The organism is Streptomyces fractus, assembly GCF_049844455.1.
Classification (GTDB): domain Bacteria; phylum Actinomycetota; class Actinomycetes; order Streptomycetales; family Streptomycetaceae; genus Streptomyces; species Streptomyces fractus.
In genome coordinates this window covers 4,610,381-4,627,998 of sequence record NZ_JBMYHI010000002.1, presented here as the reverse complement: position 1 = coordinate 4,627,998, position 17,618 = coordinate 4,610,381, and the positions used below count along the sequence as shown (strand labels likewise).

The following is a 17,618-nucleotide window of genomic DNA, read 5'->3' as shown; positions in this document are numbered from 1 at the left end:
ATATGGCAATGGACCCCCTCCATCGTACGAGCGTACGGAAGGGGGTCCAGGGCCGGAGGGCCTGTTACACACAGCGTCTCGGAAGTCACTCGAAGCGCGCCGCGAGCAGCACCACGTCCTCCTCGCTCTCGGCCGTGTCGAGGCCGTCCGGGAGCACCGAACGCAGGACGTGGTCGGCGATCGCCCCTGGGTCGTCACGGATCGCCTTGGGCACACCGGCGGCGGCCGCGTGCAGCCGGGCGAACGCGCGGTCCATGGGATCGCCGGTGCGGCGCAGGAGGCCGTCCGTGTAGAGCAGCACGGTCTCGCCCGGTTCCGGCGTGATCTCCACGCTCGGCGCCTCCCAGCAGGCGAGCATCCCGAGCGGCGCGGACAGCGTCGTCTCGGCGTACTCGGTGCGCCGTTCGCCGATCACCAGGGGCGGGCTGTGCCCGGCTCCGGCGAGGACGATCTTGCGCTGTGCGGGCTCGCAGTACGCGAACAGGGCGGTCGCGCTGCGCGCCGGCTCGGTCAGGCGCAACAGAAGCTCCAGGTCGGACAGGACCGCCACCGGGTCCTCCCCCTCCATGACCGCGTACGCCCGCAGGGAGGCGCGCAGCCGGCCCATCGCGGCAACCGCGCTCGCGCCGGAGCCGCTGACCGAGCCGACCGCGAGCCCGAGCGCCCCCTCGGGCAGCGGCAGCGCGTCGTACCAGTCGCCGCCGCCGCGCGGCCCTGAGCGGTGCCGCGCGGCGAGCTGCACCCCGGCGACCCGGGGCAGGCGCGGTGGCAGCAGCTCGTCGGCGACGGTGTGTGACCACGCGCGCGTGCGCTCCAGTTCCAGGAGGCGGGCGAGGTGCTCGGTGGCGTAGCGCGCGTAGAGGCCGATGAGGTGGCGCTGGCGCTCGACGGGCTCGGCCGGTTCGTCGTAGAGCCAGACGGCGGCGCCGAGCCGGCCGGCCGCCTCGGTGGCGAGCGGCATCGCGTAACTCGCGGCGTAGCCCAGGCACGCGGCGACCTCCCGGTGGCGCGGGTCGAGCCCGTCCTCCGCGAGCAGATCGGTGTGTGCCTCGGGCTCGGCGGACAGCCCGTCGAGGATCCGCCCGTACGAGGTCGCGCCACGCGGCACCGTCTCGATGTGCCCGAGGTCGGGCCGGGACAGACCGAGGCCGACGGTGGTGTCGGGCCCGCGCCCGTCGCCCGGCTCCAGGGCGACGAGTCCGCGCCGGGCGCCCACCAGGGCGGCTCCGGCGCGCAGCAGTTCGTGCAGTGCGTCCTCGAGTGCGGCCGTGCGGGCCAGGCGTTCCGTGAGTTCGTGCAGCGTCGTGAGATCGGAGACCCAGCCCGCGAGCCGGTCCTGGATCACGGCTCCGGGTGCCACGGTGGAGGAAGTGACCTGCGACACGGGGGGAGCGGGCGCGACGCCGGTGGTGGGAGGGGGAACCTGTCCAGGAGGAGAATCGATTCCGGCCACTTTCGGCAGGCGTGGGGTTGTCATGGTTTCCGGCTTTCCGGCCGGTGCATATTGCTCATTAGCATCGCAAACCCCCATGTCATTCTGCGCCGCTAGCAATGCCTCCACATGTACACGGACTCGTTGGGGGATGTCCAGCATTGTCCGGTCAGGACTCCCGGTGTCTGCCGTGGTCAGCGGCATCCGCACTAAAAACGATCTCGGTTCTCATATGTGATCCCGTCCCGGTCCCGAGCCGATCCGGTTCGTTCGAAGATGGCCAAAAACCGCCTGGGGGAAGCGCCTGCTGCGGTCGACTGGCATTGTTCAGCTGTGGTCGACGGAGCGTCATAGCGGCCGCGATGGGTACGTACTCGGTGAAGACCAGGGGCAGTTGGGATCCGCCCGGAACCTGGTGACGGAACCGGGCGTCATAACCATCAGCGACCGTGTCCCATCCTCCCGTGGCGGAGGCGGCGAGAAATACGCGGGACGGCAAACGCCAGGCGCCGCCACCCCACGCCAGGCTTTTCAAGCACACAGCAGGCGCTCGGACTATAGGGGTTCCCCCTGCCTCAGGCCGGCGGTTCAGGCTGGGGTGCGGCGCTCCAACACGTACGCGCAGTGACTGATCGACACATGGTGTGATGTGGCCCATAGCGTTCTCTTCGGTCTACGGAAAGGAACGAGCGCTCATGCGCGAGATCCTCGGAAGGCGACGCAGGCTCCTGTCCAGGCGTGACAACGGGAAGTCTGACCTGATCAGCGCGGCCCTCACGTTCGCGACAGCGTGGCAGTGGCCGGTCCTGCCGGGCATAGGGCTCGAAGCGGGAGGCCGTCGTGACGGTGTCCGCTGCGCCTGCCCCGACCCGGAGTGCACGGTGCCGGGCGCGCACCCCTTCGACCCGGGGCTGCTCGCCGCGACGACCGATGAGCGCATGGTCCGCTGGTGGTGGACCAACCGTCCCGACGCGCCGATCGTGCTCGCCACGGGTGCCCCGTCCGGGACCTCCGTGGGGCGCGCGCCCTGCGCCGTGAGCCTCCCGGCCGTCCCGGGCGCCCGCGCGCTCGCCGCGCTCGACCGCAGGGACGTCCGGCTCGGCCCGGTGATCGCGACGCCGGAGCGGTTGGCGATCCTCGTGGCGCCGTACTCGATGGAGCAGCTCGGCGAACTCCTGTACGCGCAGGACTTTGTGCCCGGTTCGCTGCGGTTCCACGGCGAGGGCGGATATCTCGCCCTGCCGCCGTCGGTCTCGGGCGCGGGTCAGGTGCGTTGGGAGCGTGCGCCGCTGCCCGGCTCGGCGGCCCCGTGGGTGCCGGATGTGGAGGCCGTGGTCGGCACGGTGGTCGACGCCCTCACCCGTACGGGTGTGAGCGCGCCCGAATTGTAGCGGAATCCGGCGCGCGGCGGGCCGGTGGGCGGGGTGCGCGCCGATATCTTCGGCGCATGCCTCCCGCGCCACGCCTCCCCCAGTCCCCGGACGAGACCGAGCGGGAGCGGCCGCGTGCGCGACTTCGGCTGTTCGGTCTGCTCGCCGTGGTGGTTCTCACAGCGGCTCTGCCGCTGGCGGGCGCGTCCGCGGGGCCGGTGGACGACGGGCCCGCGCGGCAGTCGGCTACCGAGGCCCGTGCCACCGAGGCGGACGTGTCCGACGACGCCGACAAGGCGAACGCCGAGACGAACAGGCCCCCGAACGGCACCGGGAACGAAACCGGGGCCAGAACCGGGGACGAGAGCGCGAGCGAGAACGGGGACGGCAAACCGGCGGCGCGGGAGACCGGCAGGCCCTCCCTGCTGACCGGTCTCGGCCTGACCACCGAGGCCCACTGCGGTCCCCAACTGTCCGCCCCGGACGGAATCGAGGCGCAGACCTGCGTACTCGCCCAGGGGCACGACACCTGGGCGCGTACCTATTACCGCAACGCGACGGGCTCGGGTCTGACCGCCGTACTGACCCTGATGGCACCCGGCGGACGCACGGTGCAGCTGCACTGTGCGGTGGGCGCCGAGGACGAGCCGGGGATGTGCGAGACACCGCGGGGGCGTACGCGGGGAGAGCCCGATCAGTACGGGGCGGTGGCGGAGTACGCGAAGGGCGGGGAGAGCCCGCTGCTGCTGCGCTCCGGAAGCAACTCGGCGCCCTCGCACGGGGGTTGAGACCCGGCGGCGCGGAGCACACATGGAAGCGCCCGGTTGCTGGCGACGGGGGATGCACCAGCAACCGGGCTACTTGAACGGTAACAAGAGATCGCCGGTTAGCAAATTCGATCTCTTCTATTCGGACATGGATTTACCTGCAACTACCGGGAGTTGTGACCCGGCTCACCTCGCGGTTCGCAGTTCTGTTCCCGTCCCGATGGGCTGACTGGTCGGTCAGCCCATCCGAAGCTGTGCGTCAGCTGAGCGTCACCTGTCGGTTGGTGAGGCCCCCGCGTGCCCGACGCTCGTCCGGGGTCAGCGGTGCGTCCGTGGCCAGCGCGGCGGCCAGCCGCTCGGCGAACTCGGCGGCCGGCTTCTCGACGTCCTCCGCCTGTACCGAGCTGGGCAGGTCCCAGACCGGAACGGTCAGGCCGTGCGCCCTGAAGGAGCCCACCAGGCGGGTGCCCTCGCCGAGCGACGACGTGCCCGCCGCGTGCAGCCGCGCCAGCGCGTCGAGCAGCTTCTCCTCCGCGTGCGGCATGACCCACCGGAGGTGGTTCTTCTCCGGCGTCTCGCACCAGTAGGCGCTGTCCACGCCGGTGAGCTTCACCGTGGGGATCGCCGCGGCGTTGGCCCGCTCCAGGGAGGCGGCGACCTCGCCCGACGCGTTCTCCGAGTCCGGTACCCAGAACTCGAAGCCCGTGTGGACGATGGGCTCGAAAGCGCCCTCGGGGGCGAGCACGTCCTGGAGGCGCGGACCGTCGGCCGGCGCGCGGCGGGCCTGCACCGGGTTGCCCGGCTCCGCGGCCAGCGCGCGCAGCAGCGTGTCGGCCAGGTCGCGGCTGATGTCCCCGGAAGGCGTGTCGTTCTGCAGGCCGAGCAGGACCGAGCCGTCGTCGCGGCGCAGCGCGGGCCAGGCCATGGGGAGCACGGTGGCGAGGGTCACCGAGGGGACGCCCTCGGGGAGGCCGTCCTTCAAGGTCAGCTCGGCCGTCGCAGCGGGCACCAGCTCGCGCAGCGCGACCCAGTCGCCCTCGCCCGGCAGGCCCTCGAAGGGGCGCTGCACCAGCTCGGTCACGGCGTGCGCGGCGGCCCGGCCGTGGCAGGCCTTGTAGCGGCGACCGCTGCCGCAGGGGCAGGGTTCGCGGGCACCGACGACCGGGAGGTCCCCATCGGCGCCTCCGGCGCGGGCACCAGCGGTGACGTGCGGCTTGCCCTTGGTCTGCGGGCGCTTCTTGGCCATCTTGGGTGTCTCCCGGATACGGCTCTCGTACGTACGGCGCGAGCCTAGCCGCTCGTACCGACAAGAGGGGGATGCGCCCAACTGGCCGCGCCCGAGCGGCTTTCAGCCCAGGTCGTCGAAAGCGTCCGGGAAGTCCAGGTCGGCCAGGTCCGCGACGGGCGGCGCGGCCACCCGCGAGGCGAAGTCGTCCCGGCGCCCGGCCATGGACTCCGCGTGGACGTCCTTGTCGACGATCACCCAGACGGTGACCTCGCCGCGCATGCCGTCACGTACACCCCAGTCGTCGGCGAGCGCCGTGATGATGTTGAGCCCGCGGCCGCCGTGCGCCGTGATCGAGGGTGTGGCCGGAATCGGGCGGGTGGGCCCGCCGCCGTCCGTCACCTCGACCGCGAGACAGCCACGGTCGTCGACCCGCCATGCGGCGCGTACGTCACCGTCACCGGCCAGATCGTCACCGAGCGGCCGACCGTGCCGGCACGCATTGCTGAGCAGTTCCGAAAGGATGAGAACCGCATCGTCGATGACCGTTTCCGGCACGCCGCTGATGCGCAACTGTTCACGCATGCGACGTCTTGCCGCGCCCACGCCCGCAGGGCCATGGGGTACGGCCATGCTCGACGACGCAGGCACCTCCTGTGCCACCACCAACGCCACCCCCGAGACCTCCTTTGCCCCACGCCACGGTGTGAATGCCCCAATGGACTGGACCGGAAACCGGCCACGCCGCTTCCGGTGACGCACTCGTGATGATCGAATACGGTCCGAACGCGCCGGGGCACACCCTGTGACAGCGTTGGGCAAAGGTGGCCGGATTCAGCCCCTGTCCCGGCTCGCGCGGCCGTCCCCGCTTCAGGCCCTGCCGAGTTGGCGCAGCACCGCCGCCGGACGGTTGGTGATGATCGCGTCGACGTCCAGGCTCGCGCAGAGGTCGACGTCCTCGGGCTCGTCCACCGTCCAGACGTGGATCTGGTGACCCGCGCGCGCGAGTTTCCCGACGTACGCGGGGTGATTGCGCACGATCCGGATGCTGGGGGCCGCGATGTGCACGCCCTTGGGCAGGCGTCCTTCGCGGTGGCGGGGCGAGACGAACTGCATCAGGTAGACCGTCGGCAGCGTCGGAGATGCCTCCTGGACACGCGACAGGGAGCGCGCGGAAAAGCTCATCACGCGCACGCGTGAGGGCTCGTCGGGCGCGGGGGCGTCCAGGCCGAACCGCTTGAGCAGGAGCAGCAGCCGCTCCTCCACCTGCCCGGCCCACCGCGTGGGGTGCTTGGTCTCGATCGCCAGCTCCACCCGGCGTCCCGCGTCGGTGACCAGCTCCAGCAGGCGCTCCAGTGTCAGGACGGAGGTGTCGGAGGTGTCGGCCGCGCTGCCCGTCCAATCGGGGACCTCGTCGTGGCCCTTCCAGGACCCGAAGTCGAGGGCGGTGAGCTCCGAGAGCTCCAGGGCGGAGACGGCCCCGCGGCCGTTCGACGTACGGTTGACGCGACGGTCGTGCACGCATACGAGATGCCCGTCCGCCGTCAGCCGCACATCGCACTCGAGGGCGTCCGCACCGTCCTCGATCGCCTTCTTGTAGGCGGCCAGTGTGTGCTCGGGGGCATCCTGAGAGGCACCGCGATGGGCGACGACCTGAATGCGCTGCTGTTGTGCGAGGGTCACCGCGTCATGGTGCCACCGTGCGGTCGGCGGCCGGGAAAAGTTCGGCCCAGCGGATGCGTCCGTTTTGCCGGACGTAAAGGATGGCAGGGGACGCACAGGCTCGTCTTACGGTGGCCTGACGTCCCGTGGGAAAGGCTGACGGCGTACAACAGCACAAGTGGACCGTGACAGGACCATGCCGGGACGGCGTCGCGTGCGACAGTCGCCGTCCTTGAGCATCCAGACAGGACGGATCGGCGACGACAGCCGTGGATCGAGGAGAGAAAGCTGTGAGCACCGAGAACGAGGGCACTCAGGTACCGCCGGCCCCGTCCGCACCTCCTGTGCCGGTGGACGCTCCCGCTGCTCCCGCGCCGGCGCCCCAGGGGGCCGGACCTGACCCTGCGAGCCAGGAGCCGAAGACCGCCGACCACGGGGCGCCCGGAGCGCCCGGAGCGTTCGCGGCGCCCTCCGGGGGCGCGGCGCCGGGTGCGGCGGGACCGGCCCATGGCGGCGACTGGCCGCCCCCGCCTCCCGCCACGCCGGCCTACGCGTCGGGCGGTGGCGGCGGAGGCTGGGGTGCCTCGTACCAGCAGCCGCAGCCCAAGCCGGGCGGCCGGCGCGGTGGCCTGGTCGCCGGGATCATCGCGGCGGCACTGGTCGCGGGCGCGGTCGGCGGCGGCGTGGGCTACTGGGCGGCCGAGCGGGGCGACGGCTCGAGCACCGGCTCGACGACCGTCTCCGCCTCCAACCCGGCCGACCTCAAGCGCGACAAGGGCACCGTCGCGGGCATCGCCGCCAAGGCGCTGCCCAGCACGGTCACCATCGATGCCGAGGGCAACAACGGCGAGGGCGGCACCGGCACGGGCTTCGTGTACGACAAGCAGGGCCACATCCTCACCAACAACCACGTGGTGGCGGAGGCCGCCGACGGCGGCAAGCTGTCGGCGACGTTCTCGAACGGCAAGAAGTACGACGCCGAGGTGATCGGCAAGGCGCAGGGTTACGACGTCGCGGTCATCAAGCTCAAGAACGCGCCGGACAACCTGAAGCCGCTCACGCTCGGCAACTCCGACAAGGTCGCGGTCGGCGACTCGACCATCGCGATCGGCGCGCCCTTCGGCCTGTCGAACACGGTGACCACGGGCATCGTCTCCGCCAAGGACCGCCCGGTGGCCTCCAGCGACGGCACGGGCAACAGCAAGGCCTCGTACATGAGCGCCCTGCAGACGGACGCGTCGATCAACCCGGGCAACTCCGGCGGCCCGCTGCTCGACGGCAACGGGAACGTGATCGGCATCAACTCCGCCATCCAGTCCGCCTCCAGCGGCGGCATGGGCGGAGGTTCGGGCCAGTCCGGCTCGATCGGTCTCGGCTTCGCCATTCCGATCAACCAGGCCAACATGGTCGCCCAGCAGCTCATCAAGACCGGGCAGCCGGTCTACCCGGTGATCGGGGCCTCCGTCTCCCTGGAGGAGGGCACCGGCGGCGCGAAGATCACCGAGCAGGGCGCGGGCGGCGCCGCCGCCGTCACGCCGAACGGCCCGGCGGACAAGGCGGGCCTCAAGCCCGGCGACGTCATCACCAAGCTCGACGACCAGCCCATCGACTCGGGACCGACCCTGATCGGCCAGATCTGGACGCACAAGCCGGGCGACTCCGTGAAGCTCACCTACACGCGTGACGGCAAGGAGCACACGGTCGACGTGACCCTGGGCGAGCGCAAGGGCGACAGCTGACCGGGCCCGCGACCCGACCCGTTACCCTGGTGCCGCGCGTCGACGGTTTTCCAGACCGTCGCGGCGCGGGGTGGGTTGCCCGAGCGGCCTAAGGGAACGGTCTTGAAAACCGTCGAGGCGAAAGCCTCCGTGGGTTCAAATCCCACACCCACCGCGCAGTTGAGCGAGCCCCCGACCCGGGATCAGGGTCGGGGGCTCGCTCGTGTTCGGCGGGCCTCAAGGCCCCGCCGTGAGGCGCTCCGCCGAGGCGATCGTGGAGCGGGCCTCCCGCTCCGTCAGACCGGTGTGCACCGCAGCGTCCGCCAGGGCGTCCGCGAGGGCGTCGCCGACGCCGTTCTCGTACGCGCGGCAGGCCGCCCAGAAGAGGCGCGTGTTGCGCTGGCCCTCGTGGGCGCTGAGAACGAACTGGACGAGGCCGAGGCCGTGTTGACCCGGGCGGCCCGTCATGGGGTGGTGCGCGCGCGGCGGGGGCGTGAGCAGGCGCAGGAGCGCCGGTGGGCAGTGCGCGGGCGGCAGGTGCCCGGTGCCCGGGACCGTGCCGTAGACGCCGTGCTCGGTGCGGGAGCCGGGCCCTACGAGGTAGCCGCCGGCGCCCCGGATGTCGATGCCGGGGGCGAGGCGGCTCGCGGAATTGGGCACCACGGCGTCCGGCGGCCCGGAGAGCCACAGGTGCCGGCCGCCGCTCGGTGTGGCCACGACCACCGTGTCGGGGATCGTGAAGAGGTGCCGTAAGGCCAGCTCACGCAGGGAAGCGGAGGCGTCCGTGCCGGACTTGACGTCCAGGTCGACGCCGATGAGGTGGTGCGGCGCCAGCCCGCACGCGATGCCGTACCCGGTCGCCCGGGGAGCGGCCGCGAAGAGCGCGCGGATGCGGCGCGGATCGGTCGACGCGTCGTACACGCCGTGTCCCGGGAGGCCGCATTCGCCGTGGCAGCGCGGGGCCGAGGGCGGGTCGCCGCGGTGCGGTGAGGGGAGCGCGGGGAGCTTGGTCCTGGCCAGGGGGATGACGGCGAGCCCGCGTTCGGCGGCGGACAGGGCGTGCGCGAGGGCCAGGGTCGCGAGAGACGGGTGTGGTGGGCAGTGGGGCGGGTGCCGGTCCGTGGTGGCCATGCCCCTATTTTCGTACGCATGTTCGAAGAAGGGAAGTGGGGTCGGTCATCCGAGGGAAGCATTTACCAAAAATGTGCTGAAACGCTTCGTCGTTTGGGGCGTTTGGGCCGGACTGGTCCGCAGACGGCACACTCCGGCCTGAGCTGGGGTTTTCCGGGTGTGAAGAGGGTTTATCGACATGTCCTCACGCTTGCGAGCGAATAGCGGCTTCCGGGGTGGTTCGCCGGGGATTCGGTGGGCAATTCTGATCTCGCGACGTCGTGAACATCGCTGAGGCGGTCGGCCAACTGCCTTGGTACATCCCGTACTTAACGGGTGACCGGACCCCGTCCGAGCGCCCGGAGCGTACTTCCTGCCCTGGAGGAACAGACATGGCTTCCATCCGTACCGCCCGCGCCATCGCCGCAGTCGCAGCTCTGCCCCTTGCCGCAGCCCTCTTCTCCGGAGTGGCCATGGCCGACAACGGCTCCTTCGCGGACAACGGATCGAACGCGGGGGTGGCGACGGTCAGCGGCAGCGGTGTCGGCGACGACAACTTCGGCAACTCGTCCACCACGCAGCAGCAGGCCGTAGGCAACGGCGCCTCGAACCAGAACAACGAGGCTCAGGTGAACGGCTCGGGCTTCACGGCGATCGACCAGTCGAACGTCAACGTGAACTTCACCGAGCTCTGGTAACCCGCCGGCTCCTGCGCGGCGGGGGTCTTTCGTGGGGTGCGTGACAGTCTGCGCGGCGGTGCTTCGGTGCCGCCGCGCAGGCGTTCGCGCGGTGACGTGCCGATCTCTTGACACCCATCGGTATCTGACGGACAGTCAGAAACCCTTGTCGGTACGAGGCCAGTCCTGGAGGGCAGCCGCCGTGCACCTCGCCCCCACCGAGCGCCAGCGCGAGCTGCGCGCTCAACTGCGTGAGAGATTCCGTACGTTGATGCCCGGCGGGCCGCCCGCGGCCGATGATCCGAGCGCTCAGCGCCGACTGCTGCGCCGCATCGGCGACGAGGGCCTCCTGGGCCTCGGCTGGCCCGTCGAGTACGGCGGTCAGGGGCGCGGAGCGGACGAGCAGTTCGTGTTCTTCGACGAGGCGTACCGGGCCGGCGCGCCGGTCTCCATGGTCACGCTCAACACGGTCGGCCCGACGCTCATGAAGTACGGGACCGAGGAGCAGAAGGCCTACTTCCTGCCCCGGATCCTCAAGGGCGACCTGGTCTTCGCGATCGGCTACAGCGAGCCGTCGGCGGGCACGGACCTCGCGTCGCTGCGCACGCGCGCGGTGCGTGACGGGGCGAGCGGCGACTGGGTGATCGACGGGCAGAAGGTGTTCACGTCGAACGCGCAGAACGCCGACTGGATCTGGCTCGCCTGCCGGACCGATCCTGACGCGCCCAAGCACAAGGGCATCTCGATCATCCTCGTGCCGACCGACGCGCCCGGTTTCTCGTGGACCCCGATCGACACCGTCGGTGGCCTGACCACGACGGCCACGTACTACGACGGGATCCGGGTCCCCGCCTCGAACCTCGTCGGCGAGGAGAACGCGGGCTGGGGGCTGATCACCAACCAGCTCAATCACGAGCGGGTCGCCCTCGCCGCGATCGGGATGCAGGCCGAGGACTTCTACGAGCGGGTGGCGGATGCCGCCCGTACCCCTGATCCAGTGACGGGCGAACGCCGCGTTGACTCGTCCTGGGTCCGATCTCAGCTCGCCGAAGCGCATGCCCGGCTCGCGGCAACGCGCCTGCTCAACTGGCGTTTGGTGGGGGACGTCGGGGCGGGCCGGCTGGCCCCCGGAGACGCCAGCGGCGTGAAGTTCGCGGGAACGGAATCCGCGGTCGAGACGTATCGAATATGTCAGCAGATCGCGGGCGACGCCGGGTGGGTGCGGGCCGGTTCGCCCGGTGCGTTCGGCGATACGGGGGGCGGTGAAGCGGGTGTGGGCGCAGGCGAGTTGGAGCGGATGAACCGCGCGGCGCAGATCAACACCTTCGGTGGCGGGGTGAGTGAGGTGCAGCGCGAGATCGTGGCGACGATGCGGCTCGGGATGCGGAGGGGGAAGCGGTGAGCGCGGGAGTTGCGGGGCAGGAGTTCATGGGGCACGAGCCCTTGGCGTACGAGAAGTTGAAGACCTTCGAGGGGCGGGTCGCGGCCACCGAGGCCGAGGGCCTGGACCCGGTGAACGCGCCGATGATCAGGCACTGGTGCGAGGCCATGGGCGATACGAATCCCGCCTACGCGGGTCCTGACGCGATCGCGCCGCCGACCATGCTCCAGGCCTGGACGATGGCGGGCCTGACCAGCTACGAGGGGCGCTCGCCCGCCCATGACGAGCTGTTCGCGCTGCTCGACGGCGCGGGGTACACCTCGGTCGTCGCCACAGACTGCGAGCAGGAGTATCTACGGCCGCTGCGGCCCGGCGACACGATCACGTACGACTCGGTGATCGAGTCCGTCTCCCCGCTGAAGACGACGAAGCTGGGCACGGGGCACTTCATCACGACCCGGATGAACGTCCGGGTGGGCGGGGAGATCGCCGGTACGCATCTGTTCCGGATCCTGAAGTACACGCCGGTCAAGCGGAGTTCGGGCAGCGGGGCGGCGAAGAAGGACAAGGGCCGGCGGCCGAGGCCCGTGATCAACCGGGACAACGCGGGGTTCTGGGAGGGCGTCGCCGGCCACCGGCTGCTCATCCAGCGCTGCCGCGCGTGCGAGACGCTGCGCTTCCCCTGGCTGCCGGGGTGCAACGCGTGCGGCGGGCAGGCGTGGGACACCGTCGAGGCCAGCGGCGAGGGCACCGTCTACAGCTACGTGGTCATGCACCATCCGCCGTTCCCCGCCTTCGATCCTCCGTACGCGGTGGGGCTCATCGAGCTGGCCGAGGGCGTGCGCATGGTGAGCAACGTCGTGGGGGTGCCGAGCGACAAGGTGCGGATAGGGATGCCCGTACGGCTCGAATTCCTCTCTGTGGACGACGAGTTGGAGCTTCCCGTCTTCCGCGTGATCGACGACGCCCAGGGCGGTGAGGTCTGACATGGACTTCACCCCAACGCCGGAGCAGGAGGCGGCGCGGGACCTCGCCGCGCGCATCTTCGGCGACCTGTCCACGCCTGAGCGGCTCACGGCCCTCGGTGGCGGAACGGACGGCGAGCTCTGGAAGGAACTGGGCGCGGCGGGCCTCGCGGGCGCGGTGGAGGAGACGGGGCTGCTCGGGCTCGTCCTGATGCTGGAGGAGCAGGGCAGGACGACGGCGCAGGTGCCGTTCGCCGCGAGCTGCGTGTACGGCCTGCTGGCGGTGGCGGCGCACGGTACGGACGAGCAGCGGGAGCGGCTGCTGCCGGGGCTCCGGGACGGTTCGGCCGTGGCGGCGGGGGCGTTCCCCGCGCGCGGTGGGATCGTGGTGGACGCGCTGCCGGACGGTCGGGCGCGGCTGAGCGGGGCCGTGCCGTGGGTCCCGTGGCTGCGGGACGCGACGCATGTCCTGGTGGCCGTGCGGGGCGAAACCGGAAAAGATGTCCACAGCCTGTGGACAGTGCGGGCGCAGGACGCCGGGTGCGAGCCGGTCGAGCTGACCGCGCCCTGGTCCGCGGGTCGGCTCGTGCTCGACGGCGTGGAGGCAGAGCGGATCGGCGGACCCGAGGCCTACGAAGACGTGCTCGCGGCCGCTCGGACCGCCTTCGCCGGGCTTCAGGCCGGGGTCTGCGCGGGCTCGCTTGCCCGTGCCGTCGAGTACACGAACGAGCGGGAGCAGTTCGGCAAACCGCTCGCCGCCAAGCAGGGCGTCCAACTGCGCGCCGCGGAGGCGTACATGGACATCGAGGCGATCCGGGTCACCGCGTACGAGGCGGCCTGGCGGCGCGACGCCGGGCTCGACCACGGGAGCCATGCGCTGACCGCGGCCTGGTGGGCCGCGGAGGCGGGCAAGCGGGTCGTGCACACGGGCCAGCATCTGCACGGCGGCATGGGCGCGGACCTGGACCACCCGGTGCACCGGCACTTCCTGTGGGGCCGGCAGCTGGACGGATATCTGGGGTGCGGCGCCGAACTCCTGGAGGAGCTGGGCGAAGTGATCGCGTCGGGAGCGGGAGCGGGCGTGGGCGACGGAGGGGAGGCCGCATGAAGGCCGGAGCGCAGCTCGAGACGAAGGTCGGGGACGAGCTCGAGCCCTTGACGATCCCGATCACCCGGACGCTGATCGTCTCCGGCGCGATCGCGTCCCGTGACTACCAAGACGTGCACCATGACGCGGAGTTGGCGCGGCAGAAGGGCTCCCCCGACATCTTCATGAACATCCTCACGACGAACGGCCTGGTGGGGCGCTACATCACCGACCACTTCGGCCCCGGCGCCGTCCTCCGTAAGGTCGCGATACGGCTCGGGGCGCCCAACTACCCGGGCGACACCATGGTGTTGAGCGGCACGATCGCCGAGGTGGAGGGCGACACGGCGCAGGTGAAGATCGTCGGCAGGAACGGCATCGGCAACCACGTCACCGGCACGGTCACGGTCGTCGTCCCCGAGAGGAGCGCGGCATGAGCGTGCGCGGCAAGGACCGGCTCGGCGGTGAGGCCGCGATCGTCGGTATCGGCGCCACGGAGTTCTCCAAGGACTCGGGGCGCAGCGAGCTGAAGCTCGCGGTGGAGGCGGTGCACGCGGCGCTCGACGACGCGGGCCTGTCCCCGTCCGATGTCGACGGCCTGGTCACCTTCACCATGGACACCAACCCGGAGATCACCGTCGCGCAGGCCGCGGGCATGGGGGAGCTCTCCTTCTTCTCCCGGGTGCACTACGGGGGCGGCGCGGCCTGCGGCACCGTGCAGCAGGCGGCCCTCGCGGTGGCGAGCGGCGTGGCCGACGTGGTGGTCTGCTACCGGGCCTTCAACGAGCGCTCGGGCAGGCGCTTCGGCTCGGGCGTGCAGCACAGGGAGCCGTCGGCGGAGGGCGCGGCGCTCGGCTGGAACCTGCCGTTCGGGCTGCTCACCCCGGCGTCCTGGGTGGCGATGGCGGCGCAGCGCTATCTGCACACGTACGGGCTGACGCCCGAGGCGTTCGGCCATGTCGCGGTCACCGACCGCAAGTACGCGGCGACGAACCCGGCGGCGTACTTCTACGAGAAGCCGATCACACTCGCCGACCACGCGGAGTCCCGCTGGATCGTCGACCCCCTGCGGCTGCTCGACTGCTGCCAGGAGACGGACGGCGGGCAGGCGATCGTCGTCACCAGCGTGGAGCGGGCCCGCGATCTGCCGAACCCGCCTGCGGTGATCCGCGCGGCGGCGCAGGGCGCGGGCCGTGCGCAGGAGCAGATGACGAGCTTCTACCGGGACGAGCTGACGGGCCTGCCCGAGATGAGCGTCGTGGCCCGGCAGTTGTGGCGCACGGCGGGCATCGGGCCCGACGACATCGACGTGGGGATCCTCTACGACCACTTCACGCCGTTCGTGCTCATGCAGCTGGAGGAGTTCGGCTTCTGCCCACCGGGCGAGGCGGCCGGATTCGTGGCGGAGGAGAGGCTGCCGCTCAACACCCATGGGGGACAGCTGGGCGAGGCGTATCTGCACGGCATGAACGGCATAGCGGAAGGCGTGCGGCAGCTGCGCGGCACGGCTGTGAACCAGATACCCGGCGCGGCCACCACTCTGGTCACCGCGGGCACCGGGGTCCCCACATCGGGCCTCATCCTGGGGTCGGACGGCTGATCGGGGCCTGTGTCCGCCGTCCACGCCGTGCTCCCGCGCGAAGGGGAGTCAGGGCCGTCCCCCAGGGGACCTCACCCCCGACTCCACCTTCAGGAGGTGGGGCCAGCACCCCTCGTACAACCTGAGGCGGACGCCGCTTCGGGACCTCCGGCCGATCCCCGGGAGTAGGGGGCGCTCATAGCGTGGAGCCATGACCGCAACCCTGGTGCCTGTCTGCTCCAGCGCTTCCGAGGCCGCTCCGCGCACCCACGCGGGGACGCGCCCGGCAGCCACCGCGTACTCGGCGTATCCGTCGTTCGCGTCGTACGTCCGGGCGCGCCAGCCCGTGCTGCTGCGCACCGCCCGGTCGTTGACGTCGAACCCGTGCGATGCCGAGGATCTGTTGCAGACCGCGCTCGCGAAGACGTACATCGCGTGGGACCGGATCGAGGACCACCGGGCGCTCGACGGCTATGTGCGCAGGGCGCTGCTGAACACCCGGACCTCACAGTGGCGCAAGCGCAAGGTCGACGAGTTCGTCTGCGACGAGCTGCCGGAGCACCGGGAGACGCCGGCCGGGGACCCCGCCGAGCAGCAGGCGCTGCACGACGCGATGTGGCGCGCCATCACGAAACTGCCCGCGCGGCAGCGGGCGATGGTCGTCCTGCGCTACTACGAGGACCTGAGCGAGGCCCAGACGGCCCAGGTGCTCGGCGTCTCCATCGGCACCGTGAAGAGCGCGGTGTCGCGGGCGCTCGGCAAGCTCCGCGAGGACCCGGAACTGCGGCACACGGCGTGACCAGCGGTGGATCCAGGGTGATTCGCTGATCGATCATCCCGGGAGGTAGTGACATACCGGCCGGTATGCAGTGAGAATCAGCGGAACCCTACTGCTCCGTAGCGCCCACCGGGAGGACGCCGTGCTGAGCACGATGCAGGACGTACCGCTGACCGTGACCCGCATTCTCCAACACGGCGCGCGGGTGCACGGATCGTCCCAGATCACCACCTGGACCGGCGAGGCCGAGCCGCACCGCCGCAGCTTCCGGGAGGCCGCCGAGCGCGCGCACCGACTCGCGAACGCGCTGCGCGACGAGCTCGGCGTGCGCGAGGACGACCGGGTCGCCACGCTGATGTGGAACAACGCGGAGCACGTCGAGGCGTACTTCGCCGTGCCGTGCATGGGCGCGGTCCTGCACACGCTCAACCTGCGGCTGCCCGCCGCGCAGTTGGCGTGGATCGTGAACCACGCCGCCGACAAGGTCGTCCTCGTCAACGGCTCGCTGCTCCCGATGATCGCCCCGCTGCTCTCGAAGCTGCCGACGGTCGAGCACATCGTCGTGTCCGGGCCCGGCGACCGCTCCGTACTCGACGGGGCGCAGGCCCAGGTGCACGAGTACGAGGAACTGATCGCGGACAGGCCGACCACGTACGACTGGCCCGACCTGGACGAACGCCGGGCCGCCGCCATGTGCTACACCTCGGGCACCACCGGCGACCCGAAGGGCGTCGTCTACTCGCACCGCTCCATCTACCTGCACTCCATGCAGGTCAACATGACGCAGTCGATGGGCCTCACGGACGCCGACACCTCGCTCGTCGTCGTCCCCCAGTTCCACGTCAACGCCTGGGGACTGCCGCACGCCACGTTCATGACCGGCGTGAACATGCTGATGCCGGACCGCTTCCTGCAGCCCGCGCCGCTCGCCGAGATGATCGAGTCCGAACGCCCCACGCACGCCGCGGCAGTCCCCACCATCTGGCAGGGCCTGCACGCCGAACTCACCGCCAAGCCGCGTGACGTCTCCAGCCTCACCCAGGTCACCATCGGTGGCGCCGCCTGCCCGCCCTCGCTCATGAAGGCCTTCGACGAGCTGGGCATGCGCGTCTGCCACGCCTGGGGCATGACGGAGACCTCCCCGCTCGGCACGGTCGCCCGTCCCCCGGCGAGCGCCGCACCGGGCAGCGAGGAGGAGTTCGCGTACCGGCTCACGCAGGGCCGCTTCCCGGCCGGCGTCGAGGGGCGGCTCACCGGGCCCGGCGGCGAGGAGCTGCCCTGGGACGGCGAGTCCGCGGGCGAGCTGGAGGTACGCGGCCCGTGGATCGCCGGCGCCTACTACGGCGGCTCCGGCAATGAGGTGCTGCGCCCCGAGGACAAGTTCAGCGAGGACGGCTGGCTGAAGACCGGCGACGTCGGCACCATCAGCCCCGACGGCTTCCTCACGCTCACCGACCGCGCCAAGGACGTCATCAAGTCCGGCGGTGAGTGGATCTCCAGCGTCGACCTGGAGAACGCGCTGATGTCCCACCCGGACGTCGCCGAGGCCGCGGTCGTCGCCGTGCCCGACGACAAGTGGGGCGAACGGCCGCTCGCCACCGTGGTGTTGAAGGAGGGCGCGAGCGCCGACTTCGAATCGCTGCGCGCGTTCCTCGCCGAGAAGGTCGCCAAGTGGCAGCTGCCGGAGCGCTGGACGATCATCCCCGCGGTCCCGAAGACCAGCGTCGGCAAGTTCGACAAGAAGGTGCTGCGCAAGCAGTACGCGGAGGGGGACCTGGACGTCACCAAGCTGTGACGGCCTGTTTCACGTGAAACGGGGGCGGCCCGAAAGGGCCGCCCCCGTACGTGTGTTGAGCCCCCGTGTGGG

General features: G+C 71.1%; 16 protein-coding genes and 1 tRNA gene. 12 read left to right on the top strand and 5 right to left on the bottom strand.

All coding sequences use genetic code 11. The annotated features are described in order from the left end of the window. Positions 1-85: 85 nt before the first annotated feature. Positions 86-1,594: a PP2C family protein-serine/threonine phosphatase gene (locus tag ACP4E5_RS22995; protein ID WP_425831577.1), complete on the bottom strand. Its 1,509-nt coding sequence runs from the start codon at positions 1,592-1,594 to the stop codon at positions 86-88. A 533-nt stretch (positions 1,595-2,127) separates the two neighbouring features. On the opposite strand from ACP4E5_RS22995, the gene ACP4E5_RS22990 reads away from it, so the two are divergent. Together ACP4E5_RS22990 and ACP4E5_RS22985 are read left to right on the top strand one after the other, a co-directional pair. Then, a complete protein-coding gene (locus ACP4E5_RS22990; RefSeq protein WP_425831575.1) occupies positions 2,128-2,823 on the top strand; it encodes a bifunctional DNA primase/polymerase in 696 nt (231 codons plus the stop codon). 56 nt (positions 2,824-2,879) lie between these two features. Further along, the gene (locus ACP4E5_RS22985) at positions 2,880-3,590 is read left to right on the top strand and encodes a hypothetical protein (protein WP_425831573.1); all 711 of its coding nucleotides are present in this window, start codon (positions 2,880-2,882) and stop codon (positions 3,588-3,590) included. Positions 3,591-3,828: 238 nt separating this feature from the next. Here the strand turns inward: ACP4E5_RS22985 and ACP4E5_RS22980 are convergent, their stop codons facing one another. From ACP4E5_RS22980 to ACP4E5_RS22970, 3 genes are all read right to left on the bottom strand, one after another. Further along, on the bottom strand, positions 3,829-4,815 hold the full coding sequence (locus ACP4E5_RS22980) for a DUF5926 family protein (protein ID WP_425831571.1): 987 nt from the start codon (positions 4,813-4,815) through the stop codon (positions 3,829-3,831). 102 nt (positions 4,816-4,917) lie between these two features. Further along, positions 4,918-5,556: an ATP-binding protein gene (locus ACP4E5_RS22975; RefSeq protein ID WP_425831569.1), complete on the bottom strand. Its 639-nt coding sequence runs from the start codon at positions 5,554-5,556 to the stop codon at positions 4,918-4,920. 108 nt (positions 5,557-5,664) lie between these two features. Beyond that, positions 5,665-6,477, bottom strand: coding sequence for a glycerophosphodiester phosphodiesterase (locus tag ACP4E5_RS22970; protein WP_425831567.1), 813 nt, complete (start codon positions 6,475-6,477; stop codon positions 5,665-5,667). A 269-nt stretch (positions 6,478-6,746) separates the two neighbouring features. On the opposite strand from ACP4E5_RS22970, the gene ACP4E5_RS22965 reads away from it, so the two are divergent. Then, entirely contained in the window at positions 6,747-8,195 is a 1,449-nt protein-coding gene (locus ACP4E5_RS22965; protein ID WP_425831565.1) for a S1C family serine protease, read from the top strand. A 69-nt stretch (positions 8,196-8,264) separates the two neighbouring features. After that, positions 8,265-8,349: transfer RNA gene (locus tag ACP4E5_RS22960), tRNA-Ser, on the top strand. A gap of 62 nt (positions 8,350-8,411) precedes the next feature. On the opposite strand, the gene ACP4E5_RS22955 is transcribed toward ACP4E5_RS22960, so the two are convergent. After that, positions 8,412-9,305, bottom strand: coding sequence for a bifunctional DNA primase/polymerase (locus ACP4E5_RS22955; RefSeq protein ID WP_425831563.1), 894 nt, complete (start codon positions 9,303-9,305; stop codon positions 8,412-8,414). A gap of 371 nt (positions 9,306-9,676) precedes the next feature. Between ACP4E5_RS22955 and ACP4E5_RS22950 the strand changes: the two genes are divergently transcribed. The 8 genes from ACP4E5_RS22950 (at position 9,677) to ACP4E5_RS22915 (ending at position 17,546) form a co-directional block, all read left to right on the top strand. Continuing rightward, positions 9,677-9,982, top strand: a complete 306-nt coding sequence (locus tag ACP4E5_RS22950; protein WP_326014043.1) for a hypothetical protein — start codon at positions 9,677-9,679, stop codon at positions 9,980-9,982. A gap of 181 nt (positions 9,983-10,163) precedes the next feature. Continuing rightward, positions 10,164-11,363 (top strand): acyl-CoA dehydrogenase family protein, encoded by a 1,200-nt coding sequence (locus tag ACP4E5_RS22945; protein ID WP_425831560.1) that lies wholly within the window; start codon positions 10,164-10,166, stop codon positions 11,361-11,363. 26 nt (positions 11,364-11,389) lie between these two features. Further along, positions 11,390-12,328: a bifunctional MaoC family dehydratase N-terminal/OB-fold nucleic acid binding domain-containing protein gene (locus ACP4E5_RS22940; RefSeq protein ID WP_425841583.1), complete on the top strand. Its 939-nt coding sequence runs from the start codon at positions 11,390-11,392 to the stop codon at positions 12,326-12,328. 1 nt (position 12,329) lies between these two features. After that, complete coding sequence (locus ACP4E5_RS22935) at positions 12,330-13,415, top strand: acyl-CoA dehydrogenase family protein (protein ID WP_425831558.1); 1,086 nt, start codon at positions 12,330-12,332, stop codon at positions 13,413-13,415. Beyond that, complete coding sequence (locus tag ACP4E5_RS22930) at positions 13,412-13,831, top strand: MaoC family dehydratase (protein ID WP_425831556.1); 420 nt, start codon at positions 13,412-13,414, stop codon at positions 13,829-13,831. The genes ACP4E5_RS22935 and ACP4E5_RS22930 overlap by 4 nt, the downstream gene beginning before the upstream one ends. Further along, positions 13,828-14,994, top strand: coding sequence for a lipid-transfer protein (locus ACP4E5_RS22925; RefSeq protein ID WP_425831554.1), 1,167 nt, complete (start codon positions 13,828-13,830; stop codon positions 14,992-14,994). The genes ACP4E5_RS22930 and ACP4E5_RS22925 overlap by 4 nt, the downstream gene beginning before the upstream one ends. Before the next feature lie 190 nt (positions 14,995-15,184). Continuing rightward, a complete protein-coding gene (locus ACP4E5_RS22920) occupies positions 15,185-15,772 on the top strand; it encodes a SigE family RNA polymerase sigma factor (RefSeq protein WP_425831552.1) in 588 nt (195 codons plus the stop codon). A gap of 121 nt (positions 15,773-15,893) precedes the next feature. Further along, positions 15,894-17,546, top strand: a complete 1,653-nt coding sequence (locus ACP4E5_RS22915; RefSeq protein WP_425831550.1) for a long-chain fatty acid--CoA ligase — start codon at positions 15,894-15,896, stop codon at positions 17,544-17,546. Positions 17,547-17,618 lie beyond the last annotated feature (72 nt).

What these genes read in the sequence shown, in the direction of transcription:
- ACP4E5_RS22995 (WP_425831577.1), bottom strand. Translation starts at nt 1,594, where the DNA reads ATGCTGGACATCCCCCAACGAGTCCGTGTACATGTGGAGGCATTGCTA.
- ACP4E5_RS22990 (WP_425831575.1), top strand. Translation starts at nt 2,128, where the DNA reads ATGCGCGAGATCCTCGGAAGGCGACGCAGGCTCCTGTCCAGGCGTGAC.
- ACP4E5_RS22985 (WP_425831573.1), top strand. Translation starts at nt 2,880, where the DNA reads ATGCCTCCCGCGCCACGCCTCCCCCAGTCCCCGGACGAGACCGAGCGG.
- ACP4E5_RS22980 (WP_425831571.1), bottom strand. Translation starts at nt 4,815, where the DNA reads ATGGCCAAGAAGCGCCCGCAGACCAAGGGCAAGCCGCACGTCACCGCT.
- ACP4E5_RS22955 (WP_425831563.1), bottom strand. Translation starts at nt 9,305, where the DNA reads ATGGCCACCACGGACCGGCACCCGCCCCACTGCCCACCACACCCGTCT.
- ACP4E5_RS22950 (WP_326014043.1), top strand. Translation starts at nt 9,677, where the DNA reads ATGGCTTCCATCCGTACCGCCCGCGCCATCGCCGCAGTCGCAGCTCTG.
- ACP4E5_RS22940 (WP_425841583.1), top strand. Translation starts at nt 11,390, where the DNA reads ATGGGGCACGAGCCCTTGGCGTACGAGAAGTTGAAGACCTTCGAGGGG.
- ACP4E5_RS22935 (WP_425831558.1), top strand. Translation starts at nt 12,330, where the DNA reads ATGGACTTCACCCCAACGCCGGAGCAGGAGGCGGCGCGGGACCTCGCC.
- ACP4E5_RS22930 (WP_425831556.1), top strand. Translation starts at nt 13,412, where the DNA reads ATGAAGGCCGGAGCGCAGCTCGAGACGAAGGTCGGGGACGAGCTCGAG.
- ACP4E5_RS22925 (WP_425831554.1), top strand. Translation starts at nt 13,828, where the DNA reads ATGAGCGTGCGCGGCAAGGACCGGCTCGGCGGTGAGGCCGCGATCGTC.
- ACP4E5_RS22920 (WP_425831552.1), top strand. Translation starts at nt 15,185, where the DNA reads ATGACCGCAACCCTGGTGCCTGTCTGCTCCAGCGCTTCCGAGGCCGCT.